The sequence below is a fragment of the Aeromonas sp. Marseille-Q7275 genome (assembly GCF_965119515.1).
Genome location: NZ_CBCPLW010000002.1, coordinates 259,272 through 276,451, shown reverse-complemented (window position 1 = coordinate 276,451; position 17,180 = coordinate 259,272). Strand labels below are relative to the sequence as shown.

At 62.4% G+C, this 17,180-nt stretch carries 14 protein-coding genes and 1 pseudogene; 9 read left to right on the top strand and 6 right to left on the bottom strand.

The genetic code is table 11. The annotated features are described in order from the left end of the window. Window positions 1-48: 48 nt before the first annotated feature. Window positions 49-171 (top strand): hypothetical protein, encoded by a 123-nt coding sequence (locus tag ACWPWQ_RS03530; protein WP_080675244.1) that lies wholly within the window; start codon window positions 49-51, stop codon window positions 169-171. A 48-nt stretch (window positions 172-219) separates the two neighbouring features. Here the strand turns inward: ACWPWQ_RS03530 and ACWPWQ_RS03525 are convergent, their stop codons facing one another. Together ACWPWQ_RS03525 and ACWPWQ_RS03520 are read right to left on the bottom strand one after the other, a co-directional pair. Continuing rightward, the gene (locus ACWPWQ_RS03525) at window positions 220-990 is read right to left on the bottom strand and encodes a substrate-binding periplasmic protein (protein WP_454009013.1); all 771 of its coding nucleotides are present in this window, start codon (window positions 988-990) and stop codon (window positions 220-222) included. Window positions 991-1,146: 156 nt separating this feature from the next. Further along, on the bottom strand, window positions 1,147-1,722 hold the full coding sequence (locus tag ACWPWQ_RS03520; RefSeq protein WP_005328769.1) for a single-stranded DNA-binding protein: 576 nt from the start codon (window positions 1,720-1,722) through the stop codon (window positions 1,147-1,149). A gap of 518 nt (window positions 1,723-2,240) precedes the next feature. Between ACWPWQ_RS03520 and ACWPWQ_RS03515 the strand changes: the two genes are divergently transcribed. Together ACWPWQ_RS03515 and uvrA are read left to right on the top strand one after the other, a co-directional pair. Then, window positions 2,241-2,879, top strand: a complete 639-nt coding sequence (locus tag ACWPWQ_RS03515) for a LuxR C-terminal-related transcriptional regulator (RefSeq protein WP_162472085.1) — start codon at window positions 2,241-2,243, stop codon at window positions 2,877-2,879. A 94-nt stretch (window positions 2,880-2,973) separates the two neighbouring features. Next, window positions 2,974-5,802 carry an excinuclease ABC subunit UvrA gene (gene uvrA, locus ACWPWQ_RS03510; RefSeq protein WP_429161703.1) on the top strand — a complete coding sequence of 943 codons (2,829 nt, stop codon included), beginning with the start codon at window positions 2,974-2,976 and terminating at the stop codon, window positions 5,800-5,802. A 180-nt stretch (window positions 5,803-5,982) separates the two neighbouring features. Here the strand turns inward: uvrA and ACWPWQ_RS03505 are convergent, their stop codons facing one another. Next, window positions 5,983-6,108, bottom strand: a complete 126-nt coding sequence (locus tag ACWPWQ_RS03505; protein WP_005328766.1) for a hypothetical protein — start codon at window positions 6,106-6,108, stop codon at window positions 5,983-5,985. Window positions 6,109-6,432: 324 nt separating this feature from the next. Here ACWPWQ_RS03505 and ACWPWQ_RS03500 point away from each other — a divergent pair, with 324 nt between their 5' ends. From ACWPWQ_RS03500 to ACWPWQ_RS03490, 3 genes are all read left to right on the top strand, one after another. Then, window positions 6,433-7,044: an OmpW family outer membrane protein gene (locus tag ACWPWQ_RS03500; RefSeq protein WP_025328553.1), complete on the top strand. Its 612-nt coding sequence runs from the start codon at window positions 6,433-6,435 to the stop codon at window positions 7,042-7,044. Window positions 7,045-7,243: 199 nt separating this feature from the next. Then, on the top strand, window positions 7,244-9,223 hold the full coding sequence (locus ACWPWQ_RS03495) for a methyl-accepting chemotaxis protein (RefSeq protein WP_454009012.1): 1,980 nt from the start codon (window positions 7,244-7,246) through the stop codon (window positions 9,221-9,223). 8 nt (window positions 9,224-9,231) lie between these two features. After that, window positions 9,232-10,677 (top strand): ABC transporter substrate-binding protein, encoded by a 1,446-nt coding sequence (locus tag ACWPWQ_RS03490; RefSeq protein WP_454009011.1) that lies wholly within the window; start codon window positions 9,232-9,234, stop codon window positions 10,675-10,677. A gap of 60 nt (window positions 10,678-10,737) precedes the next feature. Here the strand turns inward: ACWPWQ_RS03490 and ACWPWQ_RS03485 are convergent. Beyond that, a pseudogene (locus ACWPWQ_RS03485) lies at window positions 10,738-11,049 on the bottom strand (GNAT family N-acetyltransferase); the annotation flags it as partial. An 87-nt stretch (window positions 11,050-11,136) separates the two neighbouring features. After that, on the bottom strand, window positions 11,137-11,529 hold the full coding sequence (locus tag ACWPWQ_RS03480) for a hypothetical protein (RefSeq protein WP_454009010.1): 393 nt from the start codon (window positions 11,527-11,529) through the stop codon (window positions 11,137-11,139). Window positions 11,530-11,857: 328 nt separating this feature from the next. Between ACWPWQ_RS03480 and metF the strand changes: the two genes are divergently transcribed. Continuing rightward, a complete protein-coding gene (gene metF, locus ACWPWQ_RS03475; protein WP_025328549.1) occupies window positions 11,858-12,754 on the top strand; it encodes a methylenetetrahydrofolate reductase in 897 nt (298 codons plus the stop codon). A gap of 181 nt (window positions 12,755-12,935) precedes the next feature. Here the strand turns inward: metF and ACWPWQ_RS03470 are convergent, their stop codons facing one another. Beyond that, the gene (locus ACWPWQ_RS03470) at window positions 12,936-14,900 is read right to left on the bottom strand and encodes an LTA synthase family protein (RefSeq protein WP_454009009.1); all 1,965 of its coding nucleotides are present in this window, start codon (window positions 14,898-14,900) and stop codon (window positions 12,936-12,938) included. Window positions 14,901-15,161: 261 nt separating this feature from the next. Between ACWPWQ_RS03470 and ACWPWQ_RS03465 the strand changes: the two genes are divergently transcribed. Continuing rightward, on the top strand, window positions 15,162-15,434 hold the full coding sequence (locus tag ACWPWQ_RS03465; protein WP_139439186.1) for a DUF2442 domain-containing protein: 273 nt from the start codon (window positions 15,162-15,164) through the stop codon (window positions 15,432-15,434). 121 nt (window positions 15,435-15,555) lie between these two features. Beyond that, on the top strand, window positions 15,556-17,172 hold the full coding sequence (locus ACWPWQ_RS03460; protein WP_454009008.1) for an alpha-amylase family protein: 1,617 nt from the start codon (window positions 15,556-15,558) through the stop codon (window positions 17,170-17,172). Window positions 17,173-17,180: the final 8 nt, after the last annotated feature.

The following is a 17,180-nucleotide window of genomic DNA, read 5'->3' as shown; positions in this document are numbered from 1 at the left end:
CTGGAATCTTGATTCCAACTGTCCTGGTAACATTTTTGGAGTCTGATGATGAGCAACAAAGAACAGCATCACGGCAAAGATGCCAAGAAAAAACCGCAGATGTCACTGAAAGAGAAGCGCGAGGCCAAACGTCAGAAAGCTGATCTGAAAAATGGCGGCGCGATGAAGTAACGCTCCACTACACTGTTGTTCCTCTGGAGCCAGTATCAAGCCAGTCCGTCATGGGCTGGCTTTTATGTTTCTGTCGGATGAGGTCGTGCCATAGGCGGTAAAGATCCGCTCATAGCGACCATCTTCCTTCATCTTGCTCAACTGGCGATCGAACCACTGCTGCTGCGCCGCCTCGCGAAAGGCGAAGTGGTACCGGGTGGGGGGGAAGAGATCATGCTGTCTGACCCTGTCGTGGGGATAGCGCGCGCTGCCCTCTGCTTGCCCGATCAGTTGCAACAGGTAGTAGTAAAAGACCCTCTGCTCCAGGATCACGGCATCCGTGCGTCCCAGCAACAACTTCTGAACCTGCCCCTCCTGCCTCGCCACCTCTTCATAGTCGGGGTTCTGATCGACCAGGTCGGCGAACTCTTTTCCCAGGATCTGCCTGGCCCGCTGGAAGGCGCTGACTCGCAGCGTCCGCAGATCCCCCATGGTGTCAAAGGCCGTCTTGTCGAGGGTAAAGACCCGGTTGTGAAAGGTGATCACCACCTGGGAGAGGTGGGCGTGGCTCAGCATGCCGGGTCTGACGTTGATGATGGCATCCAGCTTGCCTTCCTCCAGCATCCTGAAAGTCCGCTCCAGAGGCAGATAGATGAACTCGGGCTCATGACTGCTGCCGACGAACGCCTCGCGCATGAGATCGAGCTCGATGCCGCGATCCTCGTGAGCGATCACGTAGGGAGGGATGGCGAAGCTCACCCCCACTCGTAGCGGTTCGGCGATCAGAGGGGCGGCAAACACCAGCAAGATGAGGCGCAGCAGGCGACCAAGGTGATTCATGCAGGTTCTCGGGGAGCTGACTCGTCCCGAGAATAGCCACACGTCAGGGCGAGGGAGAGGGTCAGGTGCGGATCGTCGCAACAACATGATGAGGGAGGGGATGAATGCGTCAGGAACAGACAAAAAGGCCCTGAGTCATCAGGGCCTGGGTGTCGATCAGAACGGGATATCGTCGTCGAAATCCATCGGCGGCTCGTTGTAGACCGGCGGTGCAGACTGGGGCTGCTGGGCCGGACGGCCGTAACCACCCTGTGGCTGCATATTCTGCTGCGGGGCTGCGGCCGGGCGCTGCATCGCTTGCTGGGGAGCTGCCTGTTGCGGCTGGCCCCAGTTGCCCTGGGACTGTTGACCGCCCATGCCCTGGCCGGCGCCGCCTTGCGGACGGCCACCCAGCATCTGCATCACGCCGGTGAAGCTGTCGACCAGCACCTCTGTGGTGTAACGCTCCTGGCCACTCTGATCCTGCCACTTGCGGGTCTGCAGCTTGCCTTCGACATAGACCTGGGAACCCTTCTTCAGGTACTCGCCCGCCACTTCGGCCAGCTTGCCCATGAAGACTACACGGTGCCACTCGGTACGCTCTTTCTGCTCACCGGTCTGCTTGTCGCGCCAGGTGTCGGAGGTGGCCAGGGTGATGTTAGTCACGGCACCGCCGCTCGGCATGTAGCGCACTTCCGGGTCTTGCCCCAGGTTACCGATCAGAATGACTTTGTTGATGCCTCGACTGGCCATAATCTCTCTTCCACCCTTATGTATACCGGCCAGGCCAAATGCCTGGTCCCATTCAATATGTCGTTTGTTTGCAATGAGATGCGTGCCACGGATGGACCTCATCTTCACGCATGTCACGGCTGTGCCAGATTCAACCGACGCGTTTATCGGCCATCCGCCGCAGCGTTTGCCCGCAATAATACCAGTTGGCGGAGATGAGCGCACACCTTCCTGTCCCGGCGAGCACCAAACCCCGCCGCTGGCGTCCGAGTAACTTACCCGAGGTATGGCCCCACCAGCAAGGGGGCGACGGGGCCGAGTGCTGCATCGACGGCCAAGGCCTGCTATGGTGCGGTCCGGCACTACTTGACCCCCCAAATGGGGGGGGTGTGCTAGTCATTTGTATTGGTTGGAAAATTGCTGAGCTTCAAAGGAATCACAGCAGCGTCTAATACTTTTTTAATGCTGCAGCCAGGAGGGGGATTGGTACTCTTCCTTGCCGAAAAGCCCCGACTCGAATGTGCAAGGAAGTTCTCTTGATGACGCCCGAATACCCCTTAGTGCTGATCACCGAAAATAATGCACAAGCCAGCAGTTTCCAGCGTCACCTCAGCGAACAGCTTGGCTTGTCCATCTTGCTGGTGGGGGAGATAGAGGCCCTGCCCGAACCCGCCGAAACGTCTGCCCAGACGCTGCTGCTGATCGATCTGGACTATCTGAAGTCGGCTCAGCAGGCGGATTGGAGCAAGGCCATCTGCAGCCGCTTCGGCGAGGCCAGTGCCGTGCTGCTCAACGCCCCGACCAGCACGGACAGGGAGCTGCTGCTGATGTGGCCCCACACCAGCGGGCTCTTCTTCCGCCAAGACAACCTGGACAGGTTGGTGATCGGCATCCGCAAGGTGTTGCAGGGGGAGTACTGGATCCCGCGCCATCTGCTGTGCGATCTGGTGGATTACTACCGCAAGGGGAGCGGCCAGCCCCTGCGCAACCAGACCCTGCTGACTGCCCGCGAGCAGGAGATAGTCCGCCACCTGATGACGGGGGCCTCCAATACCGAGATCGCCGACAGCCTGTTCGTGAGCGAGCACACCATCAAGTCCCACCTCTATAACGTGTTCAAGAAGTTGAACGTCAAGAACCGTCTGCAGGCGGTGAGCTGGGCCAAGGAGTATCTCTGAGCGCCGGGGTGGGATGATAAAAGCCTGTCTATTCATCCAGTAGTCTCTATGCCATACTGGCCCGCTCTGGTTCCCGTATCGAGCGCGCAACAAGATGGAAAAAATCGTGATCCGGGGTGCCCGCACCCACAACCTCAAGAACATCAACCTGACCCTGCCCCGCGACAAGCTGATCGTGGTCACCGGCCTGTCAGGTTCCGGCAAGTCCTCCCTGGCGTTCGATACCCTCTATGCCGAAGGCCAGCGCCGCTATGTGGAGTCCCTCTCCGCCTATGCCCGCCAGTTCCTCTCCCTGATGGAGAAGCCGGATGTGGACCATATCGAGGGGCTGTCGCCTGCCATCTCCATCGAGCAGAAGTCCACCTCCCACAACCCGCGCTCGACCGTCGGCACCATCACCGAAATCTACGACTACCTGCGCCTGCTGTTTGCCCGGGTCGGTGAACCCCGCTGCCCGACCCACGCCATCCCGCTCGCCGCCCAGACCATCAGCCAGATGGTGGATCAGGTGCTGGCCCAGCCCGAAGGCACCAAGCTGATGCTGCTGGCGCCCGTGGTGCGCAATCGCAAGGGGGAGCACACCAAGCTGCTGGAGAACCTGGCGGCCCAGGGCTACATCCGTGCCCGCATCGATGGGGAGGTGTGCGACCTTTCCGATCCTCCCTCGCTGGAGCTGCACAAGAAGCACACCATAGAGGTGGTGGTGGATCGCTTCAAGGTGCGCGATGACCTGGCCCTGCGCCTCGCCGAATCCTTCGAGACGGCACTGACCCTCTCTGGCGGCATCGTCCTGGTGGCCCCCATGGACGGAGAGGAGGGGGTTGCCCCCCTGATCTTCTCCGCCAACTTCGCCTGCCCCGAGTGCGGCTACTCCATGTCGGAACTGGAGCCGCGCATCTTCTCCTTCAACAACCCGGCCGGTGCCTGCCCCACCTGCGACGGCCTCGGGGTGCAGCAGTACTTCGATCCCGCCAAGCTGATCCAGGATCCGGGCCAGAGCCTGGCCGGTGGCGCCATCCGGGGTTGGGACAAGCGCAGCTTCTATTACTTCCAGATGCTGAAATCCCTCTCCGAGCACTACAAGTTCGATCTGGAGGCGCCCTGGGAAGATCTGCCGGCCAAGATCCAGGAGGTGATCCTGCGCGGCTCCGGTCGCACCGAGATCGAATTCCGCTACATGAACGATCGCGGCGATGTGGTGGTGCGCAAGCACCCGTTCGAGGGAATATTGCACAACATGGAGCGCCGCTACCGGGAAACCGAGTCCAACTCGGTGCGGGAAGAGCTCTCCAAGTACATCGCCAACAAGTCCTGCACCAGCTGTGGTGGCAGCCGGCTGCGGGAAGAGGCGCGCCACGTCTTCGTGGACAACCGCAACCTGCCGGCCATCGCCGAGCAATCCATCGGCGATGCGCTCGCCTTCTTCGAGGGGCTGAACCTCACCGGCCAGCGCGCCCAGATCGCCGAGAAGATCCTCAAGGAGATAGTCGAGCGGCTCGGCTTCCTGGTGAACGTCGGCCTCAACTATCTGAGCCTGTCTCGCAGCGCCGAAACCCTCTCCGGCGGCGAGGCGCAGCGGATCCGGCTGGCGAGCCAGATCGGCGCCGGTCTGGTGGGGGTCATGTATGTACTGGATGAGCCCTCCATCGGCCTGCACCAGCGGGACAACGAGCGGCTGCTCAAGACCCTCACCCATCTGCGCGATCTCGGCAACACGGTGATCGTGGTGGAGCACGACGAGGACGCCATCCGCCTCGCCGACCATGTGCTCGACATAGGCCCGGGAGCCGGCGTGCATGGCGGAGCCATAGTCGCGCAAGGGACACCGGAAGAGATCATCGCCAATCCCGAGTCGCTCACCGGTGACTACCTCTCCGGCCGCAAGCAGATCGCCATTCCTGATGAACGCACGCCGCTCACCGGCAAGTGGTTGAAACTCAAGGGGGCGAGCGGCAACAACCTGCGCAACGTCAACCTGGATCTGCCGATCGGGGTGATGACCTGCGTCACCGGTGTCTCCGGCTCAGGCAAGTCGACCCTGATCAACGACACCCTGTTCCGCATCGCCCACCGGGAGCTCAACAAGGCGACCGAGTCCACCCCGGCGCCCTATCGCGAGGTGGAAGGGCTGGAGCATCTGGACAAGGTGGTGGACATCGACCAGAGCCCCATCGGCCGGACCCCGCGCTCCAACCCGGCGACCTATACCGGCCTGTTCACCCCGATCCGCGAGCTGCTCTCCGGCACCCAGGAGGCGCGTTCCCGTGGCTACCAGCCGGGCCGCTTCTCCTTCAACGTCAAGGGGGGGCGCTGCGAGGCGTGCCAGGGGGATGGGGTCATCAAGGTGGAGATGCACTTCCTGCCGGACGTCTACGTGCCGTGCGACGTCTGCAAGGGCAAGCGCTACAACCGCGAGACCCTGGAGGTGAAGTACAAGGGCAGGAACATCCACGAGATCCTGGAGATGACGGTGGAAGATGCCCGCGAATTCTTCGACCCCGTCCCTGCGGTGGCGCGCAAGCTGCAGACCCTGATGGACGTGGGCCTCTCCTACATCCGCCTCGGTCAGTCCGCCACCACCCTGTCGGGGGGCGAGGCGCAGCGGGTCAAGCTGGCGCGGGAGCTCTCCAAGCGGGACACCGGCCAGACCCTCTACATCCTGGACGAGCCGACCACGGGGCTGCACTTCCACGACATCCAGCAACTGCTCAAGGTGCTGCACCAGTTGCGGGATCGCGGCAACACCATCGTCATCATCGAGCACAACCTGGACGTCATCAAGACCGCCGACTGGATCGTCGATCTGGGGCCGGAAGGGGGCGCCGGTGGCGGTCGCATCCTGGTGACCGGCACACCGGAGGAGATGAGCCGTTGCAAGGAGTCGCACACGGCGCGCTTCCTGGCCCCCTTGCTGAACAAGTAGGGGCACATCAGACAGACAAGGGGCCTTGGCCCCTTTTTTGTGGGCGATCGCCGGGGGATGGAGAGATCCCGGGCTTCGCCTCGGCGGCGGGCGCAGGATCTGAGCCCGGAGCATGATTGAATGCGGTATTGAAGCGGGCAGGGCAACCCGCACCCAGGGTGTGAGCCGTGACGCCGGGGGTCAGTGGGCCAGCATCAGGAAGGCGAGGGCGAACAGAAAACCGAGCAGGATAAACAGGAAGGAGCCTATGCCCCAGATGGCTGCCAGGATGCCGATGATTTTGTCTTTGCGTGTCTGTGGTTTCATAAAGATTAAATTACAGCATGGCTACATTGCTTTAATAAAATACGCTGACCGGCATCATTAAACAACAGTGAAACGGGAATATGGGTAACCTTAAGGTGTATTTATTTGCTATTTTAAATGGGGCGTCACTGTATATTTATATTTCAACTTGCTGTATTTAAATGGTTTTATGGTGTTATTTGTCAGGTTTTTGGCTGTCTGAAGCTGCTGTGTACATCCATCTATTTCTTGATAACTATTGAGCTAAATCAATAACCGTCCATTCACATCCTTTTATAGTTTTCGGGCTTACAACATAGAAAGAAAACAAAAAGGAATTATGTGATGAAAAAAGTGCTTCCTCTCCTGATCGCAGCCGCTTTTGCTTCCCCCGCCGCCATGGCCCACCAGGCCGGTGACATCCTGGTGCGTGGCGGCCTGGCCTTCGTCTCTCCCCAGACCAGCAGTGACGACGTGCTCGGCACCGGCGAGCTGGATATCGACAGCAACATGCAGCTGGGGCTGACCCTCTCCTACATGCTGACGGACAACTGGGGCGTCGAGCTGCTGGCGGCGACGCCTTTCTCCCACTCGGTGTCGACTCCGGGGCTGGGTGAGGTCGCCAAGGTCAAGCACCTGCCGCCGACCCTGATGGCCCAGTACTACTTCGGGGATGCCAACAGCAAGGTGCGCCCCTATGTCGGCGCCGGCATCAACTACACCACCTTCTTCGATGAAGAGGGCCGCGGCGCCCTGGCGGGCACGGATGTGAGCGTTGACTCCTCCTGGGGGCTGGCGGGTCAGGTGGGCCTGGACATGGCGATCAACGACCGCTGGTTCGTCAACGCCTCCGCCTGGCTCATCGACATCGACACCGACGTGCACACCGCGGTGGGTACCATCAATACCTCCATCGATCCGGTTGCCTTCATGTTCGGCGTCGGCTACCGCTTCTGATGACAAGGTTGGCCGCCTCAAGGCCATGACAACCAAGCATGTCTCTTTGGCCCGGCTCTGTTCGGGCCCTTTTCTGTCCGGCGTGGCGTAATAACTGTGATCCGGCCCCTCATGGCGTCACTTATTGCTCTTCCATTGCCTCAACTTGCCGATAGCCTCTGCGTTCACCCTTTATTTCCCAACGAGTGAGGATGTCTCCATGGGTTTATCTATCGTGCAGCGGATCATCGCCGGATTTGTGCTGATGTTGCTGCTGCTGGTGCTGCTGGGCTTCATCAGTATCCTGAAGATCCGGGGAATCAATGAGGGACTATCCCAGGTATCGGATCGTGCCACTCCCCTGGTGATCGCCGTTGCCGGGCTCAAGGGTGCCTTGCAGGACAGCAACCGCTGGGTGCTGACCTACAGGACCAGCGAAGATGCCACCCAGTTGCCGCAGCTGGCCAGCCAGTTCAAGGCGCAGCAGGCGCGCTTCCTGGCCCAGAGCCAGGAGATGGCCCGCTTCAACGACGTGGCCGAGGCGGGCGAGCGCTTTCGTCAGGTAGATGGGGCCACCCGGGAGTTCTACGGTCTGGCGGATCAGGTGCTGAGCCAGCATGGCCAGTGGATAGCCGCCCTCGATCGGCGTCATGAGCTGGAGCTGGCCTTTATCCGGCTGGAAGATACCTATCAGTGGGCCGCCGATCTGCTGTTGCAGCAGACCGCCAGCAAGCGCTCCATGCGCAACAAGGCCGAACTCATCACCTCCGGCATCGCCCGGGATCTGAAGAACATCCGTCGGGCCGACGCCAAGACAGATCTCAACGAACTGGAGAAGGTGCTCGCCAAGGATATCGAGATGGCGCGCAAGCGGCTCGAGCGGGTGCTGGTACCCGATGACGTGAGGCAGCGCTTCGTCGTCAATCTGGACAGGATGCAGGAGCTGGCGCTCGGCCCGCAGGGGCTGCTGGCCACCATGCGCCATGCCCAGCAGCTTGCGGCCTCGTTGCAAACCTTGAATCAGCAGCTCGATACCAGCCTGGTCAACAGCCTGGCGCTGCTGGACGAGATGGGCAAGTCGGCGGGCAGCATCGCCAGCCAGAGCCGGATCGGGGCCGATGACGCCGTCAGCAGTGCCAGCTTCTGGATCCTGATCGTCTCCGCCATCTCTGCCGCCGCCGCGCTCATCATCGGTTACACCACGGCCCGCAGCATACAGCGCCCGCTGCAGCTGATCGATCGGGCGCTGGATCGCATGGCCACCGGGGACATGACCCGGCGCATCGACTACCAGAGCAGTTGTGAATTCGGCAGCCTGACCCGCTCCATCAACACCCTGGCGGACAAGACGGGGGAGCTGCTCTCCCAGATCAACGCCGGTTCCCGCCATCTGGTGGAGGAGGCGAGTCGCGCCGCCGAGATCAGCGAGCGCGCCATGTCCAGGGTGCAGGATCAGAAGAGCCAGACCGATCAGGTCGCCGCCGCCATCACCGAGCTGGAAGTGAGCGCCACCGAGGTGGCCCGCTCCACCGACGGCACCAAGCGCGAGGTGGATCTGGCCGACGAGGAGGCTCGCGCCGGTCGCAAGCAGGTGGCGACCACGCGCCAGATCACCGAACAGCTGGCGGGCGCCATGGAGGAGGCGGTCGGCATCACCCACAAGCTGGGTGAATTCAGCAACAACATCGGCAGCATTCTGGATGTGATCCGCAGCATTGCCGAGCAGACCAACCTGCTGGCACTGAATGCGGCCATCGAGGCGGCCCGGGCCGGTGATGCCGGTCGCGGCTTTGCCGTGGTGGCGGACGAGGTGAGGGCACTGGCGAACCGGACCCAGACCTCGACCGAGGAGATCCAGGCCATGATCGAGAACCTGCAGAGCTCCAGCAAGCAGGTGATGGAGGTGATGGGACGCAGCCAGGAGCAGACCCAGGGTTGCGTGTCGCAGACCCGGGCCATGGACGAGGCGCTGCAATCCATCGCCGAGCGGATGAGCGCCATCAAGTCGATGGCGGATCAGGTCGCCCATGCGGCCCAGGAGCAGATCTCGGTCAGTCAGGGGGTGGCCCGTCATATCGCCGGCATTGCGGACGTGGCCTACGAGACCGAACGGGAGGCCCGTGAATCGGCAGGCAGCAGTGAAGTGCTGGCGGAACTGGTCGCCAAGCAGCAGCAATTGATCGCTCATTTCAAGGTGTAGGAGGACTTATGGCTAACAAGTGGATCGGGGCCCTGAGTCTCCTGTTGTGTGGCCAGCTGATGGCCAGCGAGCTGGTGATCGAAAGCTGGCGGATAGATGACAAGGCCTTGTGGGAGGAGAAGATCATTCCCGCCTTCGAGGCCGCTCACCCGGGCATCCAGGTGAGCTTCAACGGGGTGCAGAACGTCGAATACATGCCGACCCTCTGGGCCAGCCTGAAAGCGGGCAAGGCCGGGGATCTCATCACCTGCCGCCCGTTCGACGACTCCCTGGCCCTGTTCAAGGCGGGCCATCTGGCGGAGCTGAGCGAGATGGCCGGGATGGAGAACTTCCCGAGCTTCGCCCAGTCCCCCTGGCAGACCGATAGCGGCGCCCAGACCTTCTGCGTGCCCATGGCCTCCGTCATTCACGGCTTCTTCTACAACAAGCAGATCTTCAGTGAGCTGGGGCTGGCGGTGCCGCAGACCCGGGACCAGTTCTTCGCCGTGCTCGACAAGGTGAAGGCGGATGGCCGCTATGTGCCGCTGGCCATGAGCGGCTCCGAGAGCTGGGTCGCCTCCGAGCTGGGCTTCCAGAACATAGGTCCCAACTACTGGAAGGGAGAGGATGGCCGACTGGCACTGATCGCGGGCCAGGAGCGGCTCGACAACCCGCAGTACGTCAAGGTGTTCGAGGAGCTGGCCCGCTGGCGCGCCTATCTCGGCGAGGGGGGGGAGGGTCGTGACTACGCCACCACCAACGAGCTGTTCACCTCCGGCAAGGCCGCCTTCTATGCGGCCGGCTCCTGGGAGATAGCCCCCTTCACCGGCAAGGTGGACTTCGGTGTCATGCGCCCCCCTGTGGCAAAACAGGGTGACGGTTGCTTCTTCACCGATCACACCGACATCGGCATGGGGATGAACCCGGCCAGCAAGAACAAGGAGGCCGCCATGACCTTCCTGCAGTGGCTGACCACCTCCCAGTTTGCCGAGCTCTATACCAACTCGCTGCCGGGGTTCTTCTCCCTCTCCAACCACTTCTTCGAGGCCACCAACCCGGCGGCCAAAGAGATGATGGAGTGGCGGGATCAGTGTGACTCCACCATCCGGGTCGCCACCCAGATCCTCTCTCGCGGCACCCCCAAGCTGGGGGATGAGCTGGCCGAGGTGAGCCAGGGGGTGTTGCTTGGCACCATGGCGCCGCAAGCCGCCGCCGATCGGTTGGAGCAGGGGCTGAAGGGCTGGTACGCCCCTCATCAGGGCCAGCAGGCCAAGGCCCTGGACTGTCAATGTGCGGCGCCCGCCGCCATCTCTGCCGCTCCTGCCACGATTGAGGCCGCCGTCGCTGCGCCATCCGCGGCCATCTCGACCGAGCTGAACGCGTCCCCCGCAGCAGCGGCTGTTGCCCCCTCAGCGGCGGCCCCGACCGACGTCGAGCAGGCGCTGGCCAGCGAACTGGACGCGCCGCAGCCCTGAAGGGCTGCACCATGAAAAAACGGGAGGCATCAGCCTCCCGTTTTCATTTGCGCCAGATGCCTATGGCTGCTGAGCCCAGCGGCACAGGCTGCCGATACGCGCCACCGGAACGAAGCCCAGGGCGCGGTAGACCCGCTGGGCGTGGTAGTGCTCGTCGGCCACAATGATGAGCTGCCTGGCCCGCAGGAACCCCTGGCGGGCGACCTGGCTCAGCAGCTGACGGCAGAGGCCCCGGTTGCGCCAATCCTGATGGGTGCGTACCAGCTGAAAGCGCCCCATGGTGCCGGTGAAGAAGAGGCCGCAGCTGGCGATCAGGCGATCCTGCTGCCAGATCCCCCACCACTGTCCCAAGCCATCGGCGATCATGGCCTGATAGAGGTCGCGCCGCGACTGAAGGTAGGCAAGGTAGCTTACTCATCGCTGGCCCGAGTCCCTGTCATCGAGTCCAGGGTCAGCCAGTCATCCCAGTCGGCGGGGGTGAAGGGGCGGGCCGGGGCGAGTTCTGTCGCTCGGGGCCTTGCAGTCGGCCGCCTCCAGCGCCAGCACCACGCACTCCATGTACTGGTATCCCGCCGCCACGAAGCCGGCGACCCGGCTGTTCTGTCCCTCGGCCAGCGGCCACTGGAAGGTGCGATGGCGGATCCTGGGATCCTGGCCGATCAGCTTGTCGAAGCTGGCCTCGAGCCAACCCTTGTCGCGGTCGCTGGGGGGCGTGGGGAGCAGCAGATAGTTGCCGAAGTAGTAATCCGGGGCAGTCGGGGTGCGCACGGCCCAGAACCCTTCATGGTCCGTCACCTCGCCCTGATAGCGATCGAACAGCAAATCGGTGGCAAAACCGGGGTGATCTTCCATGACAAGGCTCCTGCAAATGCTTGAATTGATTATCGGCAGGGAGGGGGAGAAGTTAAAAAAAAGGCCGGGAAACCCGGCCAAACAATCACACGCAGATTCAGAACGTCCAGGACGATCCGCCCGCATCATAGCGTGCCTGAGGCCATTTTGGGATGGGGCCCGTCGTTACTTGGGTCGAATTGCAAAATAAAAAAAATCGTTTATCCCGCCTTCGCCGGCAAATCGGTGTTGACTTTGATCCGTTTTCTCATAAAGATAGAAAGCCGTTTAGACGTCCAAACATCCGTTTTGACGTACAGGAATCGGTTGTAGGACAGGGAGAGAGCAGATGGGATTTCACAGCGCGCGTCAGGTCGAGGCACTCAACCAGAGTCTGGCTGACTTGGGTAACAACATTTCGGTCAGCTTCGAGTTTTTTCCACCCAACAGTGAAGGGATGGAGAATACCCTCTGGCAATCCATCGAACGACTGCAGGTGCTAGAACCCAAGTTTGTCTCCGTGACCTATGGCGCCAACTCGGGTACCCGGGATCGCACCCACAAGGTGATCAAGGACATCAAGGAGCGCACCGGCCTCATCGCCGCCCCGCACCTGACCTGTATCGATGCCAGCCGCGACGAGCTGAGAACCATTGCCCGTGACTACTGGAACAGCGGCATTCGCCACATAGTGGCACTGCGCGGTGACCTGCCCCCCGGACTCGACAAGCCGGACATGTATGCCACCGATCTGGTCGCCCTGCTCAAGTCCGAGGCCGACTTCGACATCTCGGTTGCCGCCTATCCGGAGGGCCACCCCGAAGCCAGGAGCGCGCAGTCCGACCTGCTCAACCTCAAGCGCAAGATAGATGCCGGTGCCAACCGCGCCATTACCCAGTTTTTCTTCGATGTGGAGACCTATCTGCGCTTCCGTGATCGCTGCGCCGCCATCGGCATCGATGCCGAAATCGTGCCGGGGATACTGCCGGTCTCCAATTTCCAGACCCTCAACAAGTTTGCCGGCTTTACCAACGTGAAGATCCCGCGCTGGATGCACCAGCGATTCGAAGGGCTGGATAACGATCAGATGACCCGCAACATGGTGGGGGCCAGCATCGCCATCGACCAGGTGCGGGTGCTGAGCCAGGAAGGGGTGAAGGATTTCCACTTCTACACCCTGAACCGCTCCGAGCTGACCTACGCCATCTGCCATACCCTGGGTGTGAGGCCCAAAGGCCAGGCCTGATCCCCATCCGCCAGTGTCTGGTCATGAAATGGGGTTGCACCATATCGGCCAATCTTGAGCATCCCCCTATGCACCGCACCGGGGAATTCTATTTCGGAGGGGAAAGGTGGATCCATGTTCAGGATGAGGCAGCGAAAACGAAAAAACCGCCAGCTGGCGGTTTTTTCGTTTCTTTATCCCTTCAGTTGAGGGCCAGCCTGTCGTCCGGCGCCGTCTGGTAGAGCCCCTGCTGGTAGGCCAGGTTGCCCCAGAGCACCAGGCCCAGCGCGGCATCCTTCATGGCGTCTGGCTGCGGGGCCGGGGTGAGGGTCTCGCTGGCATCGTCATAGATGAAGCCTTCCGCCGCCCGCTCCGGCTGCAGTATCACCACGTCCTTGCCTCGCATCAGGGCGAAGTTCTTGTCGTACTGCATGATGGCGCGCCCCGGCCAGTCTGCCGGCATGCGGGTCAGATCCTTGCCCAGCATGGTGTAGTCGGCACTTATGCCCATCAGGGAGAGCAGGGTGGGCGCCATGTCGATCTGGCTGACGATGCGCGGATCCTGTTTCGGCGCTATGCCCTCTCCCACGATAACCCCAGGGATATGGAAGCGGGGGATGGGCACCAGGCTGGCGCCGCCGACCCGGCTGTCGTGATCGGCGATGACCAGGAACAGGGTGTCCTTCCAGTAGTCCGATGCCTTGGCCCTCCTGAAGAACTCGCCGACGGCGTAATCCGCGTACTTGGCGGCGTTGTTGCGGGTCGCCTTGGGCTGTTCATAGAGGGAGATGCGGTCGTCCGGGAACTCGAAGGGATCGTGGTTGCTGGAGCTGAACACCAGGCTGAAGAAGGGCTTGCCCTGCCTGTGCAGTGCCTCGAAGGTGTCGTTGGCCTTGACCATGAGATCTTCATCCGAGGCGCCCCATGAGCCCTCGAACACCGGGTTCTTGAAGTCCTTCTGCTCGACTATGGTGGTGAAGCCATTGCCGAGGAAGAAGCTGCGCATGTTGTCGAAATGGCTCTCGCCGCCGTAGATGAAGCTGGTGTCATAGCCCCGCTGCTTGAGCAGATCCGCGATGGTGAAGAAGTTGGTCTGGCTCTTGCCGAGCTTGACCACGGCCTGGGCCGGGGTCGGCGTGAAGCCGGTCAGCACCGCCTCTATGCCGCGCACCGAGCGGGTGCCAGTGGCGTAGAGCTGCTCGAACGCCCAGCCCTCCCGGGACAGCGCATCTATGTTGGGGGTCAGCGGCAGGCCGCCGAGGGAGCCGACAAACTGGGCGCCCAGGCTCTCTTGCAGCAGGATCACCAGGTTCTTCGGCTTGCCGCTATGGCTGGCTGAGTTGAAGGTCTGGCTGGGTTGTGTCTCGGAGCTGAAGTCCTGGTCGGGGCGGCCGCTCTCCTCGCGCACCAGCGCCATTATCCGCTCCCTGGGCAGTTCCCCGTAGAATTCGCCGGCACTCTCCTCGTTGCTCATCTGCTTGATGGCGAAGAAGAGGGAGTAGGCGGAGTTGACCGTCAGGGCGTTGACCAGGGGATCGCTGGCGAATGCCACCATGGCCGGGTTCAGGGCCCGGTGCCCCAGGCTGGAGCGGGCGCCGAGGAAGCCGATGGCCAGGATCAGCAGGGCGAAGGCCGGGCGCAGATACCAGCGCGGGAAGCTCAGGTGCCGCATCAGGCGCCCGCTCAGCCACCAGCCGCCCCCCAGAGTCAGCAGGCTGAACACCAGGGCCAGCAGCAGTTCGCCCTTGCGCCCCGCCCACAGCATGGCGAGCACCTCCTTCGGGTAGATGAGGTATTCGATATAGAGGCGATTGGGGCGCACCCCGTATTCGGTGACGAAGGCGGGGGTGGAGATCTCGAGGAAGAGCATCAGCCAGAGCCCCAGGGTCAGCCAGACCCGGATGAGTTGCAGCCAGGCGCGGCCCAGGGCATGGGGGCCGGCCAGCAGCAGAGTGAAGACGGCGGGGACGCCCCACAGCCAGCAGAGGGTGGCAAGGTCGACCCGGATACCTTGCAGCAGCAGTTGCGACCAACCGGCGACGGCGTCGACCCGCTCCTGTTGCCAGAGCCCCAGGCCTGCCCTGCTGGCGGAGAGGGCGATGAGCGCGATCACCGAAAAAATGGCGATGGGCCAAAATGGACCCAGCCAGTGTCTTATTTTTGTCATTGTTTTTCCTGATAAAGCCTGTTTTTGATGCCCATCCGAGGACAGCTTTTTTTATATTGCAGGGTTATGACAATGGGGGCGGGGAAAGGTTGCGGCGCAGGGGGCCATAGGATGCTATTGATAACATTGATTTTTTAATGAGGGATCCCAGGGGAGCCCAAAGACAGCATAAATGACTGGGCGTTGTGTGATCCCCACGGCAAAGCGCGGCGGGGGGCTTGCCTATAATGGCGCCGGATTTTCTCAATCGGAGCCGAAGGGATGCCGGTCTTTATCGATGTGGAGTATGTGCACGGCTGGTGCCTGTTCGTGGTGCTCTCGGATGGCACCACCGGGGTGCTGGACCTGACCCCCTGGCGCAGCCAGCCCCTGTTCGCTGCGCTGGACTCGGAGCGGCGTTGTGCCCGGGTCTTCATCAATCGTCGCCACCAGCTGGAGTGGCCCTCGGGCTGTACCCTGTCGGCCCAGAAGGTCTATCACCTGATCGCCCCCATCGACGAGCGCGAGGCCTTCCCGGATCGCAACCCGGGCTGAGAGTGACGGGCTAACTCGTTGAGTCAGGTAACGTTTTCAGTCACAGACCCGCCCTGGCGAGGCCGTTATCATGGCCTCAGGGTGGCGCATTTTGCGCCAGCACCACAGCGGGAAGATAACAATGAAACAAGGAAGGTTGCGCCATGGCGGCCTGATCGGGGCCGCCTTGTTACTGACAGCGTGCGGCAGCGGCGGCGGGGGATCCAGCAGCGAGACCCAGCCCCCCGTGGTCAATCCGCCTCCCACCTCGGACAGTCGCGCCTGTTACGGCGATGATCAGCCCGCCTGCAACCTGAGAACCTATCAGGTGATGGTGGAGTCCTTCGTCGACGGCGACGGCAGTGCCAACTACGGCGTCGGCTACGGCCCCTCCAGGCACAACGGCGATCTGCAGGGGATCATCGACAGCCTGGACCACATCAAGAGCCTCAACGTCAACGCCATCTGGCTCACCCCTGTGTTCGACTCCTGCGCCGGTCAGGCCGGGGACGATCGGCTGGATGCCACCGGCTATTTCGCCTGCGACTTCTTCAACGTGGATCCCAACTTCGGCAGCAATGCCCAGCTCAAGACCCTGGTGGACGCGGCCCACCAGCGCGGCCTCTATGTCTTCCTCGACGGTGTCTTCGGCCACGTCAACAGGGTGGGGGTGAGCAAACCCTCGCCAGAGGGCCGCCTGCCCGCCCTCAAGAGCGGCGGTACCGGTTATCCGGGTCAGCTGGTGGATTACAGCCAGCCCGAGAGCCTCGCCTACTTCAAGGAGGTGGCCCGCCACTGGGTCCAGCAGTACGGCATCGACGGTTGGCGCCTCGATCAGGCCTATCAGCTGGGGCTGGACGACTGGCGTGCCATTCGCACCGAGGTGGCGCAGGCCAGCGCAACGCGCAAGGCCGCCGGCCAGCAGTGGGGCACGCTCGGTTACATGGTGGGGGAGGTGTGGAAGGGGGCCGACGAGATCCGCGCCCAGGCGTATGGCAGCAGCGACAACCCGGCGCTCTCCTCGGCGTTCGACTTCCCGCTGCGCTACGGCCTGGTGCAGGCGCTGGCGGTGGAGGAGTCCGGCAAGGGCGGACAGGGGGCCGGCGTGCTCGACGCCAGCTGGAACAAGGTGGAGAACTACCCCGATCACGCCATGCCGAACCTGATGCTGGGCAACCACGATCTGGTGCGCTTCGGCGATCTGCTGGAGCGCGGCAACTTCAACCAGGCGGACTACTGGCAGCGCCACAAGGCGGCCTTCAGCTTCCTGGCGGCCCGCTCCGGCCCCATCACCTTCTACTACGGCGAGGAGTTTGGCGACGAGGTGCCGGGCTTTGCGGCCCAGGTCAGCGGCGACTGTGCGGCCCAGGGATTGTGCGACGATCATGTGGCCCGCAGCGATGGCAAGGTGCCCGGTGTCACCGGCTTCGTGCCAAGCGGCGAGCAGAGCGATCTGAAGCAGTGGCTCAGCCAACTGATGGCCCTGCGCGCCGCCCACCCCGCCCTCTACCAGGGGGAGCGAGTCAAGCTGGTGGCCGAGGGCAGCGTCTATGGCGACATCAAGCAGACGGCGGCGGAACAGATCGTCTATCTGCTCAACGTTTCAAGTACGCCCCAGAGCTACAGCCTGCCTCTGGCCAAGCTGCGTAGCGGCAGCGCCCTGGTGGATCTGCAGAGCGGCGAGCGCCTGGCCATGGGGGGCAGCAGCCTGACGGTGGACCTGCCGCCCCTCACCGGCCGCTTCCTGCTGTTGCAATAAGACGGCAG